Here is a 17,197-nt window from a genome sequence, read left to right as displayed (position 1 = left end):
TGCGTGTCCCTCGCGCTGGAGGAGCCGGCGAACTCGGCTGAGAATCCCTTTCGGATGTTCATCCCTCCGGTGAACGCAATCGTGCCATCGACGACCAGGATCTTCCGGTGCGTTCTGAGGTTGGCGTAGGGAAGACGCAGGCCCAGGACAATGTTGCCGTTGAAGAGGTTTGCTGTGATTCCTGCCTCTCGCAGACGCCCAAGAATGCTGGGGACGGAGTAACGCGCCCCGACGGCATCGATCAGCACGCGAACGCTGACACCCCGCTGGACGGCTCCGGCGAGAGATTCCACGAAAAGCCGCCCGACATCGTCATTGTCGAAGATGTAGGTCTCGAGAAGGATGGTGCGTTGAGCGCCATCAATCGCTCGGCACATTGCGGCATAGGCCTCGTCACCTGTCTCCAATATCGCAATCGCGTTTCCCGAGGTCAGGGCACGCCGGGCCACCCTGTCGCCCAATGTCTTCAGGCCGGTGAAGCGTTGGCCGTACCGCTCGGCAATCAATTCCTCGGCGGCAATGTTGCGCTCATGTTTTGCGGAAGCCGCCTCGCTGGAAAGGGGCCGCATGGCGCTGATCGTTGCACGACGGATGCGGTTTATGCCGGCAACGGCGTAGATGATCGCGCCAAGGAATGGCGACAGGAACATCACGCCGACCCAACCTGTGGCGGCGCGGACGTCTTCCTTCGTCATTATGGCGTGGACGATGCCGATGGCCGCCATCACCACAGGAATGATCGCGAGGATCTGGGGCCAATGAGTCATTAAGGTCTGCAACATCGCCAGGACTATCCAGCGAGCGGTTGCACAACGCAATGCAGCTCATTCCCGGCGTTGATACGCAACAGACCCAGAGCGAAGAGCGCTGTCTCGCATATTAGCACCTCTTGACCGAGTTTTGGCCGCATTCGCCGCTGTGCGGTTGATAGCGATGCCAGGCGCGAGTTCAGTCGAACAGAAATCGGATCGCATAAGGCCCGCGGTAAAGCCCGAGCAAGCTGGACTCTGGCCCGCAATGGAAGCATTCTCTATTTCGTGAGGCAGCGGAGCTATGGCCCTCATTTGGGGTGTTAGATCCAGCGGTCTCGGCGCCGGTCGCCGGCCACAAGAACAAGGCCCAACAGCAAGCCTACAGCCGCGCCCAGCATGAAGGCGGACGACACCGTGCCAGGATTTTCTTGAACGACACCGGAAGCAGTAGACGCCCTTTTGCGAAGTGCTTGCGTTGTCCGAGACACGCTATCGGCTGCACCCTCATACCAACCAGTGGCTTCCTCGACCACCTCTTCAGCGCGCTCCGCGAGCGTCCGATTGATCTTGTTAATCTCGCGTTTGAGTTGCGCAACTTGCTTCTCCAAGGCTTCCTGAGCTTCGCGCTGCGTGTCCGTCGGGGTTGCGTCTTCGTTTGGGTCGTCGGCCATTGTGATCTCCCTTTTGGGTGGGGCTCAACGGCCGCCGCAGCGTAAAGGTTCCTCAGTAACAAAAAGGCCCGCGACCGTGAGGGCAGCGGACTGTCTGGACAGTTGTCCACTGTGGCGGCGAAGCTTGCGCGAGGACACAGAAACGTCTCGAACCCCGCATTCAACTGTTCGGGCGGTTTCGGGAGGGCTAAAGTAGGCAAAAGACGAAAAGGCAGGGCGGTTAGGAAGGCGCTAGCCAAGTGGCGGGCTGCTTCAAACCTTCTTAAGGGAATCAAGACCGTTGTTAGATCGGCTCCCCGGTCGAACTATTTGAATCCTGCATTGGCCAAGTATCGCGAAGGTGCACTCTGATCCACCAACTGGCGTGATCATCCGGAATTCCGGCCATCCAACTTCAGGGTCGATTTAGGCCTCCGATACCAACGCCGAATGACTTCCCCGCCTACATCGTCGTGCTCGTCGGCTTGATGCTCTTCTGCGCGGTCTGGCGCTACAGGCAAAGAGACCTAGTTTTGGTATGGAGGGATGTCTCATAACCGAAAACGCGGCAGTCCTGAGCGCTTCCGGTCTCTCACTGAGCCGTAGGCGTTCGGGCACGTGTCAGGGGTATAGATCAATCCAGTTTCCTAATTCTCCGCGTGGCTAAAGACGACAGCGCAGTTATCCTTGCGAACTTCAACGGACACGATTCCATCGTCACCCTTTCGGGTCTGGAACGTGGAGATTGCATGGTCTTTCGCGGTCTTCTCGGTGTCGAAGGTCACCTTGTCGACGATGCCCTGTCTTCCATACCAGATGACTGTGTAGGCCATTGTTGCTCCATGCTTTCGGCTAAGCATATAGAGTTCGGCGTGTCGCGCGACAGTCGCCTGAACGCAGGATACCGCCAGATCAGTTGTCAAACTGAGACGCTACCGAACACCGACGGCTCCCGGCCTCTCTTACGACCCTCAGTCTGCGATGGCCGACTTCGCGCGCCCACCGATGTGGATAGCAGATGACACTCGCCGTCTCGATCTGGTCGTAGCTCATTGCCGCCCCGTTTCCTCTGCCTCCGCGTAGGTCTCAACCGCATCTTCGAATTAGGCGAGCAGGCTGTCGGATATGGTTTCGATTGTGCCGGCCGCCCGCATGTCGGACTGCTTCATCAGTCGCTGGGAGTTCCTGGATATTGAGAAGCACCAGACGAGGCTTGTTGCGTTGTGTGATTGTAACCGGGTGGCGCAGCGCCTCGGCGATGATATCGCCGGATTTCCGCGACAGATCACTGTTCGAATAAGAACCGCTTGGCCGGGACATGCTGCTCTCCTGGTTATTGTTGTATCTGCTGTAAAATACCGCATTTATATAACTATGCGACAGCCCAAGGCGGTCACGACGCGCTCAACGGCTGTGAGGCTTACCGCTTAACCTTCGCGGATCAGTCAGAACCGGCGGACGGGCGCGGGATACTGTGCAACGAGATCGTCGACCGTCAGGAGCGTGATGCCTTCGACGATCGACTGCGCAATCAGGATACGATCGAACGGATCCTTGTGGATGGGCGGAAGCCCGTCCACGGCAACGGCATGCTCGCTTGTGATCGCCAGTTCATGATAGCCGTTGTCAAGCAATCCACGTCGCAGCAGCCGCGGATCGACAGTAAAGTCGGCGCGGCCAAGACCTCGCTTGATGGCGACTTCCCAAAGGCTCGCCGCACTGAACACGAGATCATTGTCGGGATTCTCGATTTCAGTCATGGCCGCAACCGGAAGCTGATCAGGTTCACCGGCCGCCCAGAGTAGGAGATGTGTGTCGAGTAGCAGTTTCATGCATCGTCGCCAAACAGCTGCTCGATTTCGTCACTTCCCATCCGATCAAAATCTTTCGGGACAGAAACCTTGCCGGCCATAAAGCCGACACGGCGAGCTTCACTGGCGGCGGGCACGTCTATGGCGACCACCTTGACCATCGGCTTGCCGGATTTGGCGATGATGAATGGCTCACCCTTCGCTGCCCTGTCGATCAAGCGCGACAGGTGCGTTTTCGCCTCATGAATATTGACCGTGTGCATTGGCCTCTCCTTAACTTAGTCCCTGTGACTTAGTCTATTTGATGCGCTCTTTCAAGCGCGGCTCCGCAAAGCAGTACGCTGAAGATCGAGCGCGAGAACTTCATCGGTCTGGCCAAGATCGAGATGGCAGAGCGAACGGTGCCACCGGTTGTGGACCCGGAAGAAATTGTCGTCGCCCGACCAGTGCGGCTCGCGCGCGATCATCCAGCCGATGCCGTCTTCGGCACGGCCTTGCATCTCCATGACATGTGCGACGGCATGATGGGCCTAGCAGTCGAGCGGCTGAAGGTCGAGTGCGCGGCGGCCGGCCTCTTCGGCCCGTCCGAAGTCACCGGTCTCCTCGAGACCGAACGCATGCATTCCGAGCAGGATCGAATAGCCGGGCGTTTCCGCGGACCATTTCGGCAGCACGCGCGCGATCCGGTCGCGCAGGCCGCGCGAACTGGCGCGGTAGAAATCCATCAGGTGGCCCGACTGTAACGCCACGACGTCATGCGGGTGGTCGGCATTGTGCCGGTCGAGCGCGATTGCTGCGGTGGTCCACTCGCTCCGCAGTGGCGCAGCGACAGTGGGAGTGGACGTGGGGCCGGAGGCGGGACTACCATCCGGAGCGGTTCCGTTTAACGGAAGCCCGACCTGCGGACGCCTGAAAGCAACTGGCATCTGCGCGAGCCGAGTGCCCAATGGAATGTCTTCTTGATGTCGATCCCGCGCGACGGGGAGTCTGCCGATGAGCATTGCCGCTCAGGAGTCCGCGGAGCTTGGTCGTCCTGTGCGCCGGGGTCGTCCTGGCATTGGCGGTTGCGCTGCGTGCGGAACGGCATCTCGTCCGCGGCGCAAGCGTGGATGAAACGGCTCTCTTCAGTTATGTCAGCCTCGACGAGAGGCTTTGGTGCATGGATCGCATTTTAAGGATTTACCGATAGGCGGGTGCGATCACCAACGAGACGATCGTCGCCTGATGCCTTTCAAACACAATGCCAGCCGCCATCACCGAATACCGAAGATGAAATACAAGGTGACGAACTGGCCGCAGTACGACGCGGGGTTTCGCCGCCGCGGCGGTGGAGAGTGATGACGCCGGACCACCCGGTCAAAGGGACGATCACATCGGGGCGATCGCCAGTGGTGGAAGGTTGAATTGGCAGACCGCCACCGGCTATAGCAAGCGCGCCCTGATCGAGACCGCCATCGGGCGGTACAAGGGGCTGATCGGCCGGCGCCTGCGGGCGCGCTCCTTTCCGGCTCAGCAGACCGAGGTCGCTATCGCCTGCGCCGTCCTCAACCGCATGCTCGAATGCGCAAGCCCGGAGTCCGCTCGCCGTCCGGCAGGCAGGGCATAACAACCGACATCAAAGACCCGATTGTGCCGAATTCCACATTCATGCACCAACGCCCCCCATTAAGCTCCCAAGCGCCATCCGCGCTCGCCCGGGCTGCGCAAACCCTGGCCAGCTCCGCCCGGGCGACGCTGACCGCCGCGGAGCACTTCAGGGAGCCAAAATTGGACGCCGACAAGGCGGTCAATTTTGGAAGCCGTTTGACAGATCTGGGTCCGCTGTGGCCTCAGCCTTGCCATTGCGGCGCATTTCCGACGGAGTCATCAGGAACCGGCGCTTGAACCGCCGGTTGAAGTGCGAAAGATCGCCGAAGCCCGCCTCGAACGCGAGTTCAGTGACCGACCAACTTGCGTAGCGCGGACTGGTCAGCATGGTACGGGCCGCGTCGAGCCTTTGTTCGACAGCGAAATCCGAGAAGGTTGTGCCGGCCTCCTCGAACAGCATCTGGACATAGCGCGGCGAAATCCCTTGGCGCGCCGCGAGCTCGTCAATGTGGAGCGCGGCATCCCTGACCAAGTCGGCCTTGATCGCCTGCAGCCTCGCGGCCCGCACGCCCCGTTGGCAGGCAATCTCGCGCCCTTCTTCGGTCGCGCCGATTGCTAGAGCGATAAGGTCGTAGACGTGGGTTGCGCACAGCCGGGCGAGCTGGGGATCGGCAAAGCGGTCGGGCAGGCCCGCGACATAGCCCCGCAGCAACGATAGCGCTTCCGTCGTGGCCGGTATGCACCGCGCGGCGGCGGCCTCGACGTTGGCGAGCCCGGCCAGAGCGGTGAAGGGCACGCGCACGGAAAGATAGGTAGTGTCGACGAAATGGAGCTCGACCGGCTCGCGATAGACGAGGAGCACGCCGTCCCCGATCGCCGGCACGCCTTCGCGCCGCCCCTGAGCCAGGGCCATGTGGCCGCTGGTCTTCATCATCAAGCAGATGGTGTCTTCGCCGTCCGCGAGCATCGGCGCCGGGCGGGTGAGGTGCGCCGTTAGCGGTGACAGCATGGTTGCTCGGCGCAGGCCCGGCGCGACGTGCATCTGCATCTCAACCGCGCGGCCGGGCTCGGTGTCGATGTTGAGGCGGACCGCCCTGTTGAACAGCTCACGCAGCGCCTGCAGGCGCTTGCCCGGGGCAAGCTCGCGCGTCGAGAAATGCAAGGAGGTAAAGTCGGTGCCGTTCATGCCTGGCCACTCCTGCGCCGCCTTCCGCAGCCCAAAGATATTAGACTGGGTGAATATACCGTTCAACCGCCGCGAGATCGCCAGTTCGTCCACGGCATAGGAGGACTTCGCAGGAGTCCGAGACCTGCCGCCAAACGTCGCCGACAATGGTCCCCGTTAAATCAGGGAGGCGATAGATGCTCAAACTCAGGCACACACTGGCGCTTTGCGCCGCGCTGTCATGCTTTGCCTGGACGGACCTGCCCCGTGCCCAGGAAAATGCGGCGGCCGTGACCGACCAGAAACCCATCAAGCGTACGCCGTTGCAGCGCTTCGACGTGCCCGGCACCGCCTACGAGACGGTTATTGGCATTGCCGAAATAGCACCTAACGTTTCGGTCGGACGACACACACATCCGGGGCCGGAGTCGGGCTACATCATCGAGGGCGGCCTCGACCTGCTGATCGACGGTGAGCCGCCGCGGCATTTCGCGGTCGGCCAATCCTACCAGGTGCCGCCGGCCAAGGTCCACGACGCCAGGACCGGTCCCGCCGGCGCCAAGGTGATCGCGACCTATGTCGTGGAGAAGGGAAAGCCGATCGCGTCCCCGGTCGAGTGAGTTGCCGTGGCTTTGAACGTGGTTGGTGCGGGAACGGCCTCGACGGCGCTAAGTACCGGTACCTTTGCGACCGGCCTTGGTTCAGGGCCGTTTGAGCTGAGCTAGACCTGCTCGGTCAGCCTCGTGATGCCGAGCACGCCATGCTTGGAGGCCCGCAATTCTCAGAACGGCCATAAGCCGGCCAAAAAAGCCAGCATTTCGCCGCTCCACTGCATGAAGTTTTGGTACCAGCCAGACACCGTTTCATAAGCAATCTGGAGTGCGCCCAGGAAGAAAACGAAACAGATGAGGATAGCAAATAGCTTGCCAAATGCTTCGTCACCCTTCGGGTCACTGCTCTGGCAAACGTAATCCTGTCGATTAAACATGGTCGATTAACGGTCCCGGTCGTCGCGGTCGCGTTCCCTTCTTTCTAGTTCCTCGCGCTCCAGCTCCTCGAGGCGAGGAATATGCTGTTGCGCCGGATCGGTCCGCGTCGTTTCACCGCCGCGTTGTGCGGTCTCCTTGTCCCTGTTTAACTTATCCTGCAGCCGATTTGTAGCATCTACGGTCGACGCTAGTTCGTGAGCCTGCAACGGCCCCTCCACCCCGGAAAAAATCGGGTGGGACGATTGCAGGATGGAGGCCCGGAGGCCTTGCGGCACCTCCATACCGTCGCAAAAGGGCAGACAGCGGACCGGCAGCACATCTTCGACCGGGGTGTCATGGAACCGCGCCGTCCCGAACATGCCCTGAAAGCCCATGTAACCGCCAGCCAGCATCAGTCCGCCGCCGCCTTCGACATAAGCTTTGAGCACATCGAGGCGATTGACGCCGACACGCCCGGCGCGGGCATCCGGCGTGACCAGCAACGTCAGCGCGCCGACGTCCGAGATCACCACCACTTGATATTGGGCGAGCGCATCAAGGTCATAGGGAAACTCCGCGGCGCAGCGCTCGCCGCCGATCTGCGTGACGGCGATGCCTTCGGCGGCCAGCGCGGCGTTGAAAGCCGTCGCGCCATTTGTCGAGGTCGCACTTGTAAGCACATCACTACCGATGGCGACCGACGTCGTTGCCGAAAAAGTTTCGCCTGCAAGCAACATCTTCATTTCCGCCCCGCACCGTTTTCATTCGAGAGAGTTTTGGAAGGGCGCCGGATCTATCCGGCGCCCGGGGCTTGAGCTCTACAGGGTCAGAACTTGAACTCGGCCAGATTGTCGGGGGTCACGATCTTGGCCGGACCAAGGATCAATTCGCCGCCGGCGCCAATCGTGTATTCGCCGAGCCTGCCAGCTTTGAACTTCTCACCCTCCTTGCCGGTGATCTTGCACTGCGCAAGTGCCTGGGCTGTCTGATAGGTAAGATACCCAAGATCGGTGACGTTCCACCAGATATCCTGAGCCGCCCCGCCCTTGATGTATTTCGAGATCAGAGTGGCCGGCGCGAGGCCGGTCAGCTTGACCTTGCCGATCATGCCCGCCTCCTCGAGTGCACGCGCGGCCGCCGGAAGGCCAATGCCTGCTGGGACGATGATCACCTTGAGGTCCGGAAACGCCTGGACCAGCGCCAACGCCTGTTGCTGGTTGATTTGTTCACTTTCTTCGCCATAGGCCACCTGCACCAGCTTCATTTTGGAGAACTTCGGCTCGGCAGCCGTCTTTGCCTTCATGAAGTCGATCCAGGCGTTCTGGTTGGTCGCCGTGGGGGTCGACGACAGGATCGCGAATTCGCCTTCACCGCCGCTGAGGTCGAATGCACTTTCCAGCATCATTTCGGCGAGACTGTCTCCCTTCACCTGATTTACAAACACCGCGCGGGCATCCGCGGCCACATCGGAGTCATACGAAATCACCCTGACGCCCTGTTGAACGGCGCGCTTCAGCGCAGGCGCGACGGCATTGGCGTCGTTGCCGGCAATTGCGATGACCCCGACCTTCTGCGACACCAGGCTGTTGATGAATTCGATCTGCGCCTCAGCAGTCGCCTGCGATGGGGCGACCTGGGTAACGGTGCCGCCAATTTCCTTCGCTGCCTCTTCTGCGCCTCCAAAAGCCACTTTGAAGTAGGGATCGGTATCGAGCTTGGGCAGGAAACCGACCGTTACCGGTTCCGTTGAGCATTCCTGGCTGAAGGCCAGCGAGGTCGGCGCGAGCAGAACCGCGGATGCGATCAGGGCTAGTCTAAACGCTTTCATTGTCACTCCTCCGTCAGAATTCGGGCTTGAAGGAAGGGGCCCGAGATTACCCCTTGGTTTCGCGCAAGACGCGCGATCTGCTGAGCCTCTCCCGTGCGGAGCGCCAGTTATTGCCAACCAGCAGCGAACCGATCAGAAGCAGGCCGATAATCATGCCCTGCGCATCGCCACCGATCTGGTTGAGCGCCAGCACGTTGCGAAGGATGGCGATCAGGACCAACGCAAGCATGACGCCAGTCAGGCGCCCCTTGCCGCCAAAGACGCTGACGCCGCCGAGCAGCACAATGGTGATGACGTCGAGCTCCATGCCGAGCGCATTGTTGGCGCGCGCGTTGGAGAGGCGCGCGGTATAGACGATGCCAGCAATGGCGGCGACGACACCCGAGACGACGAACAGGTTCAGGACCATCCGGCGGGTGTTTATGCCGGAATAGCGCGCCACTTCGGGGCTGCCGCCGAGCGCGTAGATGCGCTTACCGGTCGGCGTCTTCTGGAGCACGACCGCAAACATCGGGGCCAGCACCAGGAAAGGCACGATGGTCCACGGTATCTCGGTGCCCGGCAGGTTGTTGATGCCGAAATCCACGACTGCAGGCGGCAGGATGTTGACCGAGCCGGTGCCGAGAAGAATGTAGCCAATACCACGATAGAGCGCCATGGTGCCGAGCGTCACAACCAACGACTGCAGTCCAAGGCCCGACACCAGATAGCCGTTGAAAGCGCCGAGCAGACCACCGGCGATGAGCGTCAGCGGGATTGCAGCAAGCGTCGGCACGCCCGCCTGGACCAGTAAGCCAAAGACGACGGACGTCAGCGCCAGCACCGATGCAATCGACAGGTCGATTTCGCGGGTGATGATGAGCAGCGTCATCGGCAGGATCAGCAACGCCTTTTCCGAGGCACTCGCGGCCAATTGCGAGAGATTGAAGCCAGAGACAAAATTCGGCACGAAGATCGCTGCGTAGAGGAAGATGGCGAAGCAAGAGGTCGCCAGCAGGAGATCCCAGAAGTCGATCGATCGGAGGAATTTTTTCATCTCGCCCTCGCCTGTCTTGCCTGCTCCGCGCGCCGCACGATGAAGGTGTCGATGCCAATGGCGACCAGGATCACCAGCCCGTAGACGCCCTGTAGCCACAGCGGGTCGACGCGCACCAGCGTCAGTCCGTTCTTGATGACCAGCAACGTGAGCGCTCCGAGGATGATGCCGAGCAGCGTGCCCGAACCACCGCGAATGGCGACCCCGCCGACCACCGCCGATGCGATCACGGTGAGTTCGAAACCGAGCGCGACGCGGGCGTCGATGGTCGCATAGCGGGATGCCCACAGCGCGCCGCATAGGCCGCCGAGCAGGCCGGCCATGCCGAAGGCCAGCAGAATGCGCCGGTCAACGGGGATGCCGATAAGGCGTGCGCCGTCCGGATTGGAGCCAGCGGCGAACAGTTCCCGCCCGACCGCGGTGCGATAGAGCAGTACGTAGCCCAAGCACAGGATAACGATGGCGATGGCGACGATCAGCGGCACGCCGGCGATCTTCAGGCCGGTCATGTCGAGCCAGGCTTGCGTTACTTCATCGGCGCTGATCTGGTCGCCAGCTGCCCAGATCGAGTTGAAGCCACGAAAAATCGACATCGAGGCCAGTGTGACGACGATGGCTGGTATCTGTCCCCTGGTGACAACAAGGCCGTTGATCAGGCCGGCGACACCACCGACGGCGCATGCGGTCGCGAGACCGATGCCGATGTCGAGCCCTGGATAGGCCTGAACCATGCTGGCCGCCATGTAAGCCGACAGGCCAATCACCGCAGCGATAGAAAGGTCGATGTTGCGGGTGATCAGCACCAGCATCTGAGCGAGTGCTGCGACTACGAGCAGGGCAGCATCCATCGACACGGCGGTCAGGTTTGCCGCACTCACCATGCGCGGGTTGATAATGGTGACCGGGACGGCGACCGCCAGCATCGCGGCGAGCAGGCCGAACTCCCGTCGCTTCAATATGTCGAGTGGTCCTTTTCTCTTCTCCACGCGGGCGGCTCGTTCCGCCTGTGCTGCCGGGTCGGCGCTTTCGTCGGCCTTCGTGGCTGCTTCCAGCACCTTTTCCTGGGTGGCTTCGCCCCTGGCAAATTCAGCCGTCTGATGACCTTCGCGCAGGACGATGATGCGGTCGCACATGCCGATGAGCTCGGGCATTTCGGAGGAGATCAGGATGATAGCCATGCCCTGCGCAGCAAGGTCGGCGATCATCTGATGCACTTCCGCCTTCGTGCCGACATCAATCCCTTGCGTCGGCTCATCGAGGATGAGGACGCGCGGCTCGGTGCGCAGCCATTTGGCCAACACCACCTTCTGCTGGTTGCCGCCGGACAGTTCCTTCACCGGCTGCCCGTATCCGGAAAAGCGAAGCTTCATGCGCTTCAGCCAATCCGAAACCAGACCGATCGCGCGGTCCGTGCCGTAGAGGCCGGAGCGAGCGGCCTTGTCGAGGACGGGCAACACCGCGTTGTCGAGGATAGAAAAATCCATCACCAGGCTCTGGCCCATGCGGTCTTCCGAGACATAGGCGATACGCGCATCCATGGCGTCGCGCGCCGATGCGAAGCGCACAGCCTCGCCGTCGATCAGGATTTCGCCGGCATCCGGCTGGTCGATGCCGAACAACACGCGCGCGATCTCGGTCCGTCCGCTGCCGACCAGGCCACCGAGCCCCAGCACCTCTCCGGCGTGGAGCTTGAGGTCGATGTTGGAAAAGCCGCCAGCGTGCGAAAGCCCCCTCGCCTCCAGCACCAGCGCGCCGGTGGCGTGGTTTCGTTCCGGATAGAGGTCGGTCACTTCGCGGCCAACCATCATGCTGATGGCAGCCGCGCGGCCAAGCTCGGCCTTCGGCTTGACGCCAATGAGGCGCCCGTCGCGCAGCACCGCGATACGGTCGGCGATGCGGAAGATCTCGTCCATGCGGTGGCCGACGAACATCATCGCCACGCCATGCAGCCGCAGATCGGCGACGACGGTGAACAGCCGCTCGACCTCGCGTTGCGACAGGGCGGCCGTCGGCTCGTCCATGATCAGCACCCGCGCGTCGAGCGACAGGGCGCGGGCGATCTCGACCAGTTGCTGTTCGGAGGTGCGCAAAATTCCGAGCCGGGTTTCAGCTGGCACGTCAAGGCCGACTGTCGCCAGCACCTTGCGTGCCCCGGCAAGCATGGCGGCGTTGTCGATGCCGCCGAAGTGGTCCCGCAGCATATGGCCGAGATAGATGTTTTCCGCGATCGAAAGATCGGGGAACAGGCCGGGATGCTGGTGCATAACCGCAATGCCGGCGGCCTGGGCGTCGTGCGGTGTGTGGAAAACCACAGGCGTGTTATCGACTTCGACATGGCCACCTGTAGGGGCATGCACGCCGGCCAGCAATTTCACGCAGGTGCTCTTGCCGGCCCCGTTTTCGCCAAGCAGAGCCAGCACCTCGCCCGAGCGCAATTCGAAGGATGCGTCCTTGAGGGCAATCGTGCCACTGAAGGCCTTTGTCGCCTGAACCAGGGCAACGGGGACAGCCAAATTCCTCTTCGCCGCGGCATCGGCTTCGCCATATGCGCCCAAGTGCAGCACTTTTCCTCCCTAGTCTTCTTTCTTCAATTTGCTATATTAAATAGGCTCAGGCGGCAACAGGAAATTGACTTCCGTGGCCCCTATGGGCACTGTCGCATCGCGCAGGGTCGCGGCCGAAGTGCCTCGACCGCAGCGGCTTCAGAGCTGTAAGCGGCCAGAGTGGCTCCGCGGGAAATAATGGGGAAGCGCCAGTTTTGTCCGGAAAAGGCAGCAATTCGGTCAAGGTTCGGCATTATAACGAGCGCTTCGTGCTTGATGCCATCCGCCGCCTGAAGGAGGCATCCAAGTCGGATCTGGCGCGCGCCGCAAATCTGACGGCGGCCGCGGTCGCCACCATTGTCGACGGGCTGGAGTCGTCCGGATTCGTAAAGCAGGTAGGAAAAAGGTTCGGGCAACGCGGATCGCCGTCCACTCTCTACCGACTTGCACCGGAGCGCATCTACAGCGTTGGCATCAAGATCGGCCGGCGCGCGCTGGAAGCCGTGCTCGTCGACTTCGCCGGCGAGGTCCGCTCCCGCGAGTCGCACGAATATCGCTTTCCGGACCCCGATCTGGTGCTCAAGGCCGGCAACATGTCGCTGGCCAATTTCAACAAGCTGGTCGAGGGGCTTGGCGATGCCAGCATCGTCGGTGTCGGAATCGCTTCGCCATATTTCCTCGGCGGCTGGAGCGAGGAGCTCGGCTTTCCCAATGACCTCGGTAGCCGCTGGGAAGCAATCGATCTGACTACTTTCTTCGCCACAAAGCCGAAGACCCCGGTTTTCGTGGAAAACGACGCATCATCGGCGGCGCTCGCCGAACTCATCCAGGGGAGCGGCGCGCGGTTCCGCGATTTCATGCATATTTCGATCGACACCTTTGTCGGCGGTGGATTGGTGCAAGGCGGCAAGGTCCATACCGGACCGCACGGTAACAGCGCCGCGCTCGGTCCTTTGCCGGTCTCGCCTTCTAGCCTAGATTCTGTGGCGGCCAAGCCGGCGCGTTATCAAAGCCTTCTGCATCGCGCCTCAATTTATGTGCTGGTCAATCATCTCAAGTCGCGCGGCGTCGAGATCAATCGTGTTCGGGAACTGGATCCATTGCCGCCAGGGGCGCGCGAGCCCCTGTCCGAATGGATCGACGATTGTGCCAATGCGCTGGTCGAGGCGATCATCGCCATCACCTCAGTCATCGATATCGAGGCGATCGTTCTCGACAGCATCCTGCCGCGGCCGATCCATCTCGAGCTGCTGGCAAAGGTGCAGACCCAGTTCAACATGATCAGCGCCATCGGCATCGTGGCTCCGGAAATCGTGTCGGGACAATTCGGCCCCGAGGCCTCGCCGATCGGCGCAGCGATGTTGCCATTCTCGGCACTGCTGGCCCCCGACAGCGGCGTGCTGATGATCGGGAAGGACAGAACAATGTTGCTGGGCAGCCTTTCGAGGCTTGCCAGCCAAAGCCAACCAGCACGAACCTCAGCGGTTTCAACGGAATGATCTGGTGCTGCGAGGGGGGACTGACTGATCTCTTCGGTGCTCGGTGGATGTCGCTGCAGGCAACACTCGCGGACTGGTTCTACAACTTAACGACTGCTTTGCGCCGCCAGGAGCGGACGCTTGGCGCCAATGTGCCAAACGTCTTGATTGGGCCGGTTGCCGACTGGCAGCTTTTTGTTCCACCGCTTTCGAAGAAGTCGTCGCTGCCCAAATTGCCGCTCTTCAGGGTAAGGCCTAGCGGGCCGTTGCGTTCAGCGACAAGCGCGGGAACGCCGGGTCGATCTCTTCGCCAATGACGAGACTGGTGACGCCAAGCGCCTCCACCACGGCACCGGAGGTCTCGCCGCCGCCCATGACGATGCGGCGCACGCCTGAGTCTGCTAGCGGGCGGACGAGGCCAGCGAAGAAGTGCTCGACCTTCGCCGCGATCTCCTCGCGCCCGAAACTCTGCTGGCAATCGCCACCGAAGCGGGATCGGCGGTCGAATACACGATCGGCACGGCGCCGTTCTGCGCGGCGACCCAGGCTGCCGCCTTGTCGATGCTCATCGAGTCATTCAGCAGTTCACGCGGATCGAGCGCCAGCCCGGGATGCGATCTCAGGAACACGCCGACCGGCTATGGCTTGACCAAAGGCGATGGCGCAGCGCCAGACTTCTCCATCTGATACATCGGCTCCAAGGCCTCCACGCGAGGGCAGCGCAATCCTCAACAGGCCGGCTCGAAGCAGTGAGAGACAGTTTGGCGACCACCGCCTCGGGTCCCTCGAACGACGCCTAGCGTAGACCACACAGCGCGCTTCCGGATCGGCACCAAGTGGCACAAGAAGGCTTGAAGGAGCTGAGCCGGCACGCGTCGCGCAGCGGCGCGCGGCGCTCAACATCAAGCCGTGGCCAATCCACTTTATTAAGCCGACGGCTGGACACTCTACATCTGTATCGAGAATTCCTCGATCAGGCCATCCTTCGGCTCGAGGCCCAGCCCCGGTTCCTGCGACACGGTCAGGTATCCGTCCTCGGGCTGCGGAACCTTCTTGAAGATCGCGTTGTAGGCCATCCACTTGTGGAAATGATATTCGACCAATCCGCCGTTCGACAGGCCGGCATGCAACGCGATGTTGTGCGGACCATTGCCGTTGCCGTGCGAGAGCGGGATGTGGAACATCTTGGCAAGGGCGGCGGTGCGGATGGCTGCCGAGTAGCCGCCGTCATTGTTGACGTTGGGCTGAATGTAGTCGACCGCGTCGGCCAGGATCAGGTCGCGCGCGGAGAACTTCTCGTTCTCCGCCGCGGCCACCGGGATGATCGTCTTCGAGCGCAGTTCGCGCAAAAGCCTCGGGTCGTTGTAGTAGAGCGGCTCCTCGACGAAACTGATGTCGAGCTCCTCGCATCGCTTGCACAATTCCACCGCCTGGGCCAGGGTCATGCGCAGATTGCCGTCCATGGCGAGCTTGACGTTCGGGCCGACGGCCTCGCGCATCGCCCTCATGCGGATGTAGTCATCCTTCGGATCGGGGATGGGCTGGCGGCCGACGGTGTTCTTGAGATGGTTGTTGCCGAGCTTGACGAGGTGGGCCGCCTCCGCGGCCAGTTCCTCGGGCGAATAGACCGGGGCGTTGTCGTAGGCCGCGCCGTGCGTGACATAGACCGGCACCTTGTCGCGCGCGCCGCCCAGCAGGTGATGCACGGGCTGGCCGAGCATCTTGCCCTTGATATCCCAGAGCGCGATGTCGATCATCGCCAGCGCGGAGATCAGAGTCCTGCCCAGCGGCCGTTCGAAGCTGGCGCGGTCGAACAGCAGGGGAATGCGTTCGGTGCGCATCGGGTTCTCACCGACGATTTTCGGCGCGATGTATTTGTTGATCAGATCGATGGCGACGTGGTGGGTGTAGCCGCTGGTCGCCCAACCGACGAGGCCGTCATTGGTCTCGACCTGGAGAAGCAGCGCGCCTTCCTTGTTCGGCTTGTCGCGATAGGGCGGCGGCGTAATCGGGATATTGGCGAGCTTGTGCGCCTGGATACGAGCGATCTTGATCCTGGTCTCGACGACATTGTTGTCCTGTTGGACATAAACATCCTGAAGCACGACTTCCCTCCTTTCCCGACGTTCCATGTGCCGGGAAGGCACTCTCTAGCGGAAGCCGAACTTCAGAAAAAATTCAAAAATCCCATCGATTATTCTGAAAATCTGAAGTCGTATTTGATGGCGCCGGCCTTCAGGCCTGGCGCAGCGACACCCGGATCAATTGCGCGAGCCGTTCGGCGGCCGGCGACAGTTCCTTGCCGCGCTTGCGCACGATGCCGTAGCGGTGAACGAGTTCGGGCTCGACGATCTTATAGACACGCGACCGGTTTGGCTCCGCGAAACGGACGATCGACTGGGTGAGGATTGCCGCGCCGATGCCGGCCTCGGCCATCGCGACGAGTGTATCCGCCTGGATGCAGCGGTACCGAACGTTCAGCGCGATGCCGCGGGCGGCAGCCTCGCGCTCGAACATCGCACCCATCAGGGTGGTGGTGTGGTAGTGGAGCAAGGGCAGGCCGGACAGTTCCGCCAGCGTGATGGTGCGACGATTGTGCGGACACATCCGCATGGGGATCAGCGCGTGCAGCGGATCGTCGAGCAGCGGCTCGAAATCGAGGTCCGGATCGCCGGAGATAGGGCCAATGCCGAAATCGACGGCATCGGCCTCTATCACCCGGTAAAGGTCGGCGGACTTAAGTTCCGACAAAAGCATCTTGATTCCCGGATAATCGCGTTCGAACTCGGCGAGTATGCGCGGCAGATGGGTCGAGGCGATGGTGGGCGCGCAGGCCAGCGCGACCTGGCCGCGCCGGATGGCCAGTGCCTCCTGGACGTTGCGCAAACCGATGCCGACCTCTTGCAGGCCGCGCTGCGTGCTGGCGAACAATTTGCTTCCTTCAGGCGTGAGCTTGACGTCGCGCGTGGTGCGGTTGAACAGCCTGGCGCCGAGTTGGTCCTCGAGCTGCTTTATCTGCATGCTGATGGCGGACTGCGAACGGCGTGCCCGGTCGGCGGCCTCCTTGAAGCTGCGGTTTTCGGCGACCAGCATAAAAGTTTGCAGCAGCTTGAGGTTAACTCGCGCCAAAGCGGCCGCATTCGCGTCCAGCGGTGGTTTCGGTTCGCTCATTGGCGTCGCACCCCGAGATCCTCCTTGGCCACGCTGGCGCTGCTCGAGTCATGGTTGCAGCCAGGCTGATCAAGCATCGTCGGCCCTCTTCCCGCCTGCCGAGACTGCCCCGAAGGCGTCCAGAAGGACACGCACCAGCCGTCCTGAAGGCGCGCTGCGCGGCCACAACATGCCGATCTCGCGCACCAGCGGCGGGCCAGGCAGCGGT

General features: G+C 61.7%; 17 protein-coding genes and 6 pseudogenes. 4 read left to right on the top strand and 19 right to left on the bottom strand.

What is annotated here, in order from left to right:
* From E5W87_RS21075 to E5W87_RS21040, 8 genes and pseudogenes are all read right to left on the bottom strand, one after another.
* Window positions 1-782: pseudogene (locus E5W87_RS21075) on the bottom strand (phospholipase D-like domain-containing protein); the annotation flags it as partial.
* Window positions 783-1,072: 290 nt separating this feature from the next.
* On the bottom strand, window positions 1,073-1,423 hold the full coding sequence (locus E5W87_RS21070; protein WP_292401722.1) for a hypothetical protein: 351 nt from the start codon (window positions 1,421-1,423) through the stop codon (window positions 1,073-1,075).
* A 626-nt stretch (window positions 1,424-2,049) separates the two neighbouring features.
* Window positions 2,050-2,235 (bottom strand): hypothetical protein, encoded by a 186-nt coding sequence (locus E5W87_RS21065; RefSeq protein WP_292401719.1) that lies wholly within the window; start codon window positions 2,233-2,235, stop codon window positions 2,050-2,052.
* A 270-nt stretch (window positions 2,236-2,505) separates the two neighbouring features.
* Window positions 2,506-2,722 (bottom strand): annotated as a pseudogene (locus E5W87_RS21060) (type II toxin-antitoxin system prevent-host-death family antitoxin).
* Between the two features lie 125 nt (window positions 2,723-2,847).
* Window positions 2,848-3,234 carry a type II toxin-antitoxin system VapC family toxin gene (locus E5W87_RS21055; protein ID WP_292401716.1) on the bottom strand — a complete coding sequence of 129 codons (387 nt, stop codon included), beginning with the start codon at window positions 3,232-3,234 and terminating at the stop codon, window positions 2,848-2,850.
* Entirely contained in the window at window positions 3,231-3,476 is a 246-nt protein-coding gene (locus E5W87_RS21050) for a type II toxin-antitoxin system Phd/YefM family antitoxin (RefSeq protein WP_292401713.1), read from the bottom strand. The genes E5W87_RS21055 and E5W87_RS21050 overlap by 4 nt, the downstream gene beginning before the upstream one ends.
* A gap of 51 nt (window positions 3,477-3,527) precedes the next feature.
* Window positions 3,528-3,719: a hypothetical protein gene (locus E5W87_RS21045; RefSeq protein ID WP_292401711.1), complete on the bottom strand. Its 192-nt coding sequence runs from the start codon at window positions 3,717-3,719 to the stop codon at window positions 3,528-3,530.
* A gap of 24 nt (window positions 3,720-3,743) precedes the next feature.
* Window positions 3,744-4,139 (bottom strand): hypothetical protein, encoded by a 396-nt coding sequence (locus E5W87_RS21040; RefSeq protein WP_292401708.1) that lies wholly within the window; start codon window positions 4,137-4,139, stop codon window positions 3,744-3,746.
* 425 nt (window positions 4,140-4,564) lie between these two features.
* Here E5W87_RS21040 and E5W87_RS21035 point away from each other — a divergent pair.
* A pseudogene (locus E5W87_RS21035) lies at window positions 4,565-4,819 on the top strand (IS5/IS1182 family transposase); the annotation flags it as partial.
* A gap of 180 nt (window positions 4,820-4,999) precedes the next feature.
* On the opposite strand, the gene E5W87_RS21030 reads toward E5W87_RS21035, so the two are convergent.
* Complete coding sequence (locus tag E5W87_RS21030) at window positions 5,000-5,986, bottom strand: AraC family transcriptional regulator (RefSeq protein ID WP_292401705.1); 987 nt, start codon at window positions 5,984-5,986, stop codon at window positions 5,000-5,002.
* A 176-nt stretch (window positions 5,987-6,162) separates the two neighbouring features.
* On the opposite strand from E5W87_RS21030, the gene E5W87_RS21025 reads away from it, so the two are divergent.
* A complete protein-coding gene (locus E5W87_RS21025; RefSeq protein ID WP_292401702.1) occupies window positions 6,163-6,585 on the top strand; it encodes a cupin domain-containing protein in 423 nt (140 codons plus the stop codon).
* A 161-nt stretch (window positions 6,586-6,746) separates the two neighbouring features.
* Here E5W87_RS21025 and E5W87_RS21020 read toward each other — a convergent pair whose 3' ends face one another.
* The 6 genes and pseudogenes from E5W87_RS21020 to E5W87_RS20995 form a co-directional block, all read right to left on the bottom strand.
* Window positions 6,747-6,953 (bottom strand): hypothetical protein, encoded by a 207-nt coding sequence (locus E5W87_RS21020; protein ID WP_292401699.1) that lies wholly within the window; start codon window positions 6,951-6,953, stop codon window positions 6,747-6,749.
* A gap of 6 nt (window positions 6,954-6,959) precedes the next feature.
* Window positions 6,960-7,154: pseudogene (locus E5W87_RS21015) on the bottom strand (hypothetical protein); the annotation flags it as partial.
* A gap of 21 nt (window positions 7,155-7,175) precedes the next feature.
* Window positions 7,176-7,670: pseudogene (locus tag E5W87_RS21010) on the bottom strand (glutamine amidotransferase); the annotation flags it as partial.
* An 89-nt stretch (window positions 7,671-7,759) separates the two neighbouring features.
* A complete protein-coding gene (locus tag E5W87_RS21005) occupies window positions 7,760-8,761 on the bottom strand; it encodes a rhamnose ABC transporter substrate-binding protein (RefSeq protein ID WP_292401694.1) in 1,002 nt (333 codons plus the stop codon).
* 46 nt (window positions 8,762-8,807) lie between these two features.
* Complete coding sequence (locus E5W87_RS21000) at window positions 8,808-9,797, bottom strand: ABC transporter permease (protein WP_292401690.1); 990 nt, start codon at window positions 9,795-9,797, stop codon at window positions 8,808-8,810.
* On the bottom strand, window positions 9,794-12,361 hold the full coding sequence (locus tag E5W87_RS20995) for an ATP-binding cassette domain-containing protein (RefSeq protein WP_292401687.1): 2,568 nt from the start codon (window positions 12,359-12,361) through the stop codon (window positions 9,794-9,796). Before E5W87_RS20995 ends, E5W87_RS21000 begins: the two co-directional genes overlap by 4 nt.
* 194 nt (window positions 12,362-12,555) lie before the next feature.
* On the opposite strand from E5W87_RS20995, the gene E5W87_RS20990 reads away from it, so the two are divergent.
* A complete protein-coding gene (locus E5W87_RS20990) occupies window positions 12,556-13,839 on the top strand; it encodes an ROK family protein (RefSeq protein WP_292401684.1) in 1,284 nt (427 codons plus the stop codon).
* Window positions 13,840-14,073: 234 nt separating this feature from the next.
* Here the strand turns inward: E5W87_RS20990 and E5W87_RS20985 are convergent, their stop codons facing one another.
* Window positions 14,074-14,268 (bottom strand): nucleotide-binding domain containing protein, encoded by a 195-nt coding sequence (locus E5W87_RS20985; protein ID WP_292401730.1) that lies wholly within the window; start codon window positions 14,266-14,268, stop codon window positions 14,074-14,076.
* Between E5W87_RS20985 and E5W87_RS20980 the strand changes: the two genes are divergently transcribed.
* Entirely contained in the window at window positions 14,248-14,505 is a 258-nt protein-coding gene (locus E5W87_RS20980; RefSeq protein WP_292401681.1) for a hypothetical protein, read from the top strand. The two genes, E5W87_RS20985 and E5W87_RS20980, sit on opposite strands and share 21 nt — an antisense overlap.
* 260 nt (window positions 14,506-14,765) lie before the next feature.
* On the opposite strand, the gene E5W87_RS20975 is transcribed toward E5W87_RS20980, so the two are convergent.
* From E5W87_RS20975 to E5W87_RS20965, 3 genes and pseudogenes are all read right to left on the bottom strand, one after another.
* A complete protein-coding gene (locus tag E5W87_RS20975) occupies window positions 14,766-15,923 on the bottom strand; it encodes a mandelate racemase/muconate lactonizing enzyme family protein (protein WP_292401677.1) in 1,158 nt (385 codons plus the stop codon).
* 130 nt (window positions 15,924-16,053) lie between these two features.
* Entirely contained in the window at window positions 16,054-16,989 is a 936-nt protein-coding gene (locus tag E5W87_RS20970) for a LysR substrate-binding domain-containing protein (protein WP_292401674.1), read from the bottom strand.
* A 69-nt stretch (window positions 16,990-17,058) separates the two neighbouring features.
* Window positions 17,059-17,197: pseudogene (locus E5W87_RS20965) on the bottom strand (LysR family transcriptional regulator); the annotation flags it as partial.

This window comes from Mesorhizobium sp., from assembly GCF_004962925.1.
In the GTDB taxonomy this organism is placed as follows: domain Bacteria; phylum Pseudomonadota; class Alphaproteobacteria; order Rhizobiales; family Rhizobiaceae; genus Mesorhizobium.
Note: the sequence above shows the minus strand (reverse complement) of the source record. Positions and strands in the feature narration are given on the sequence as shown.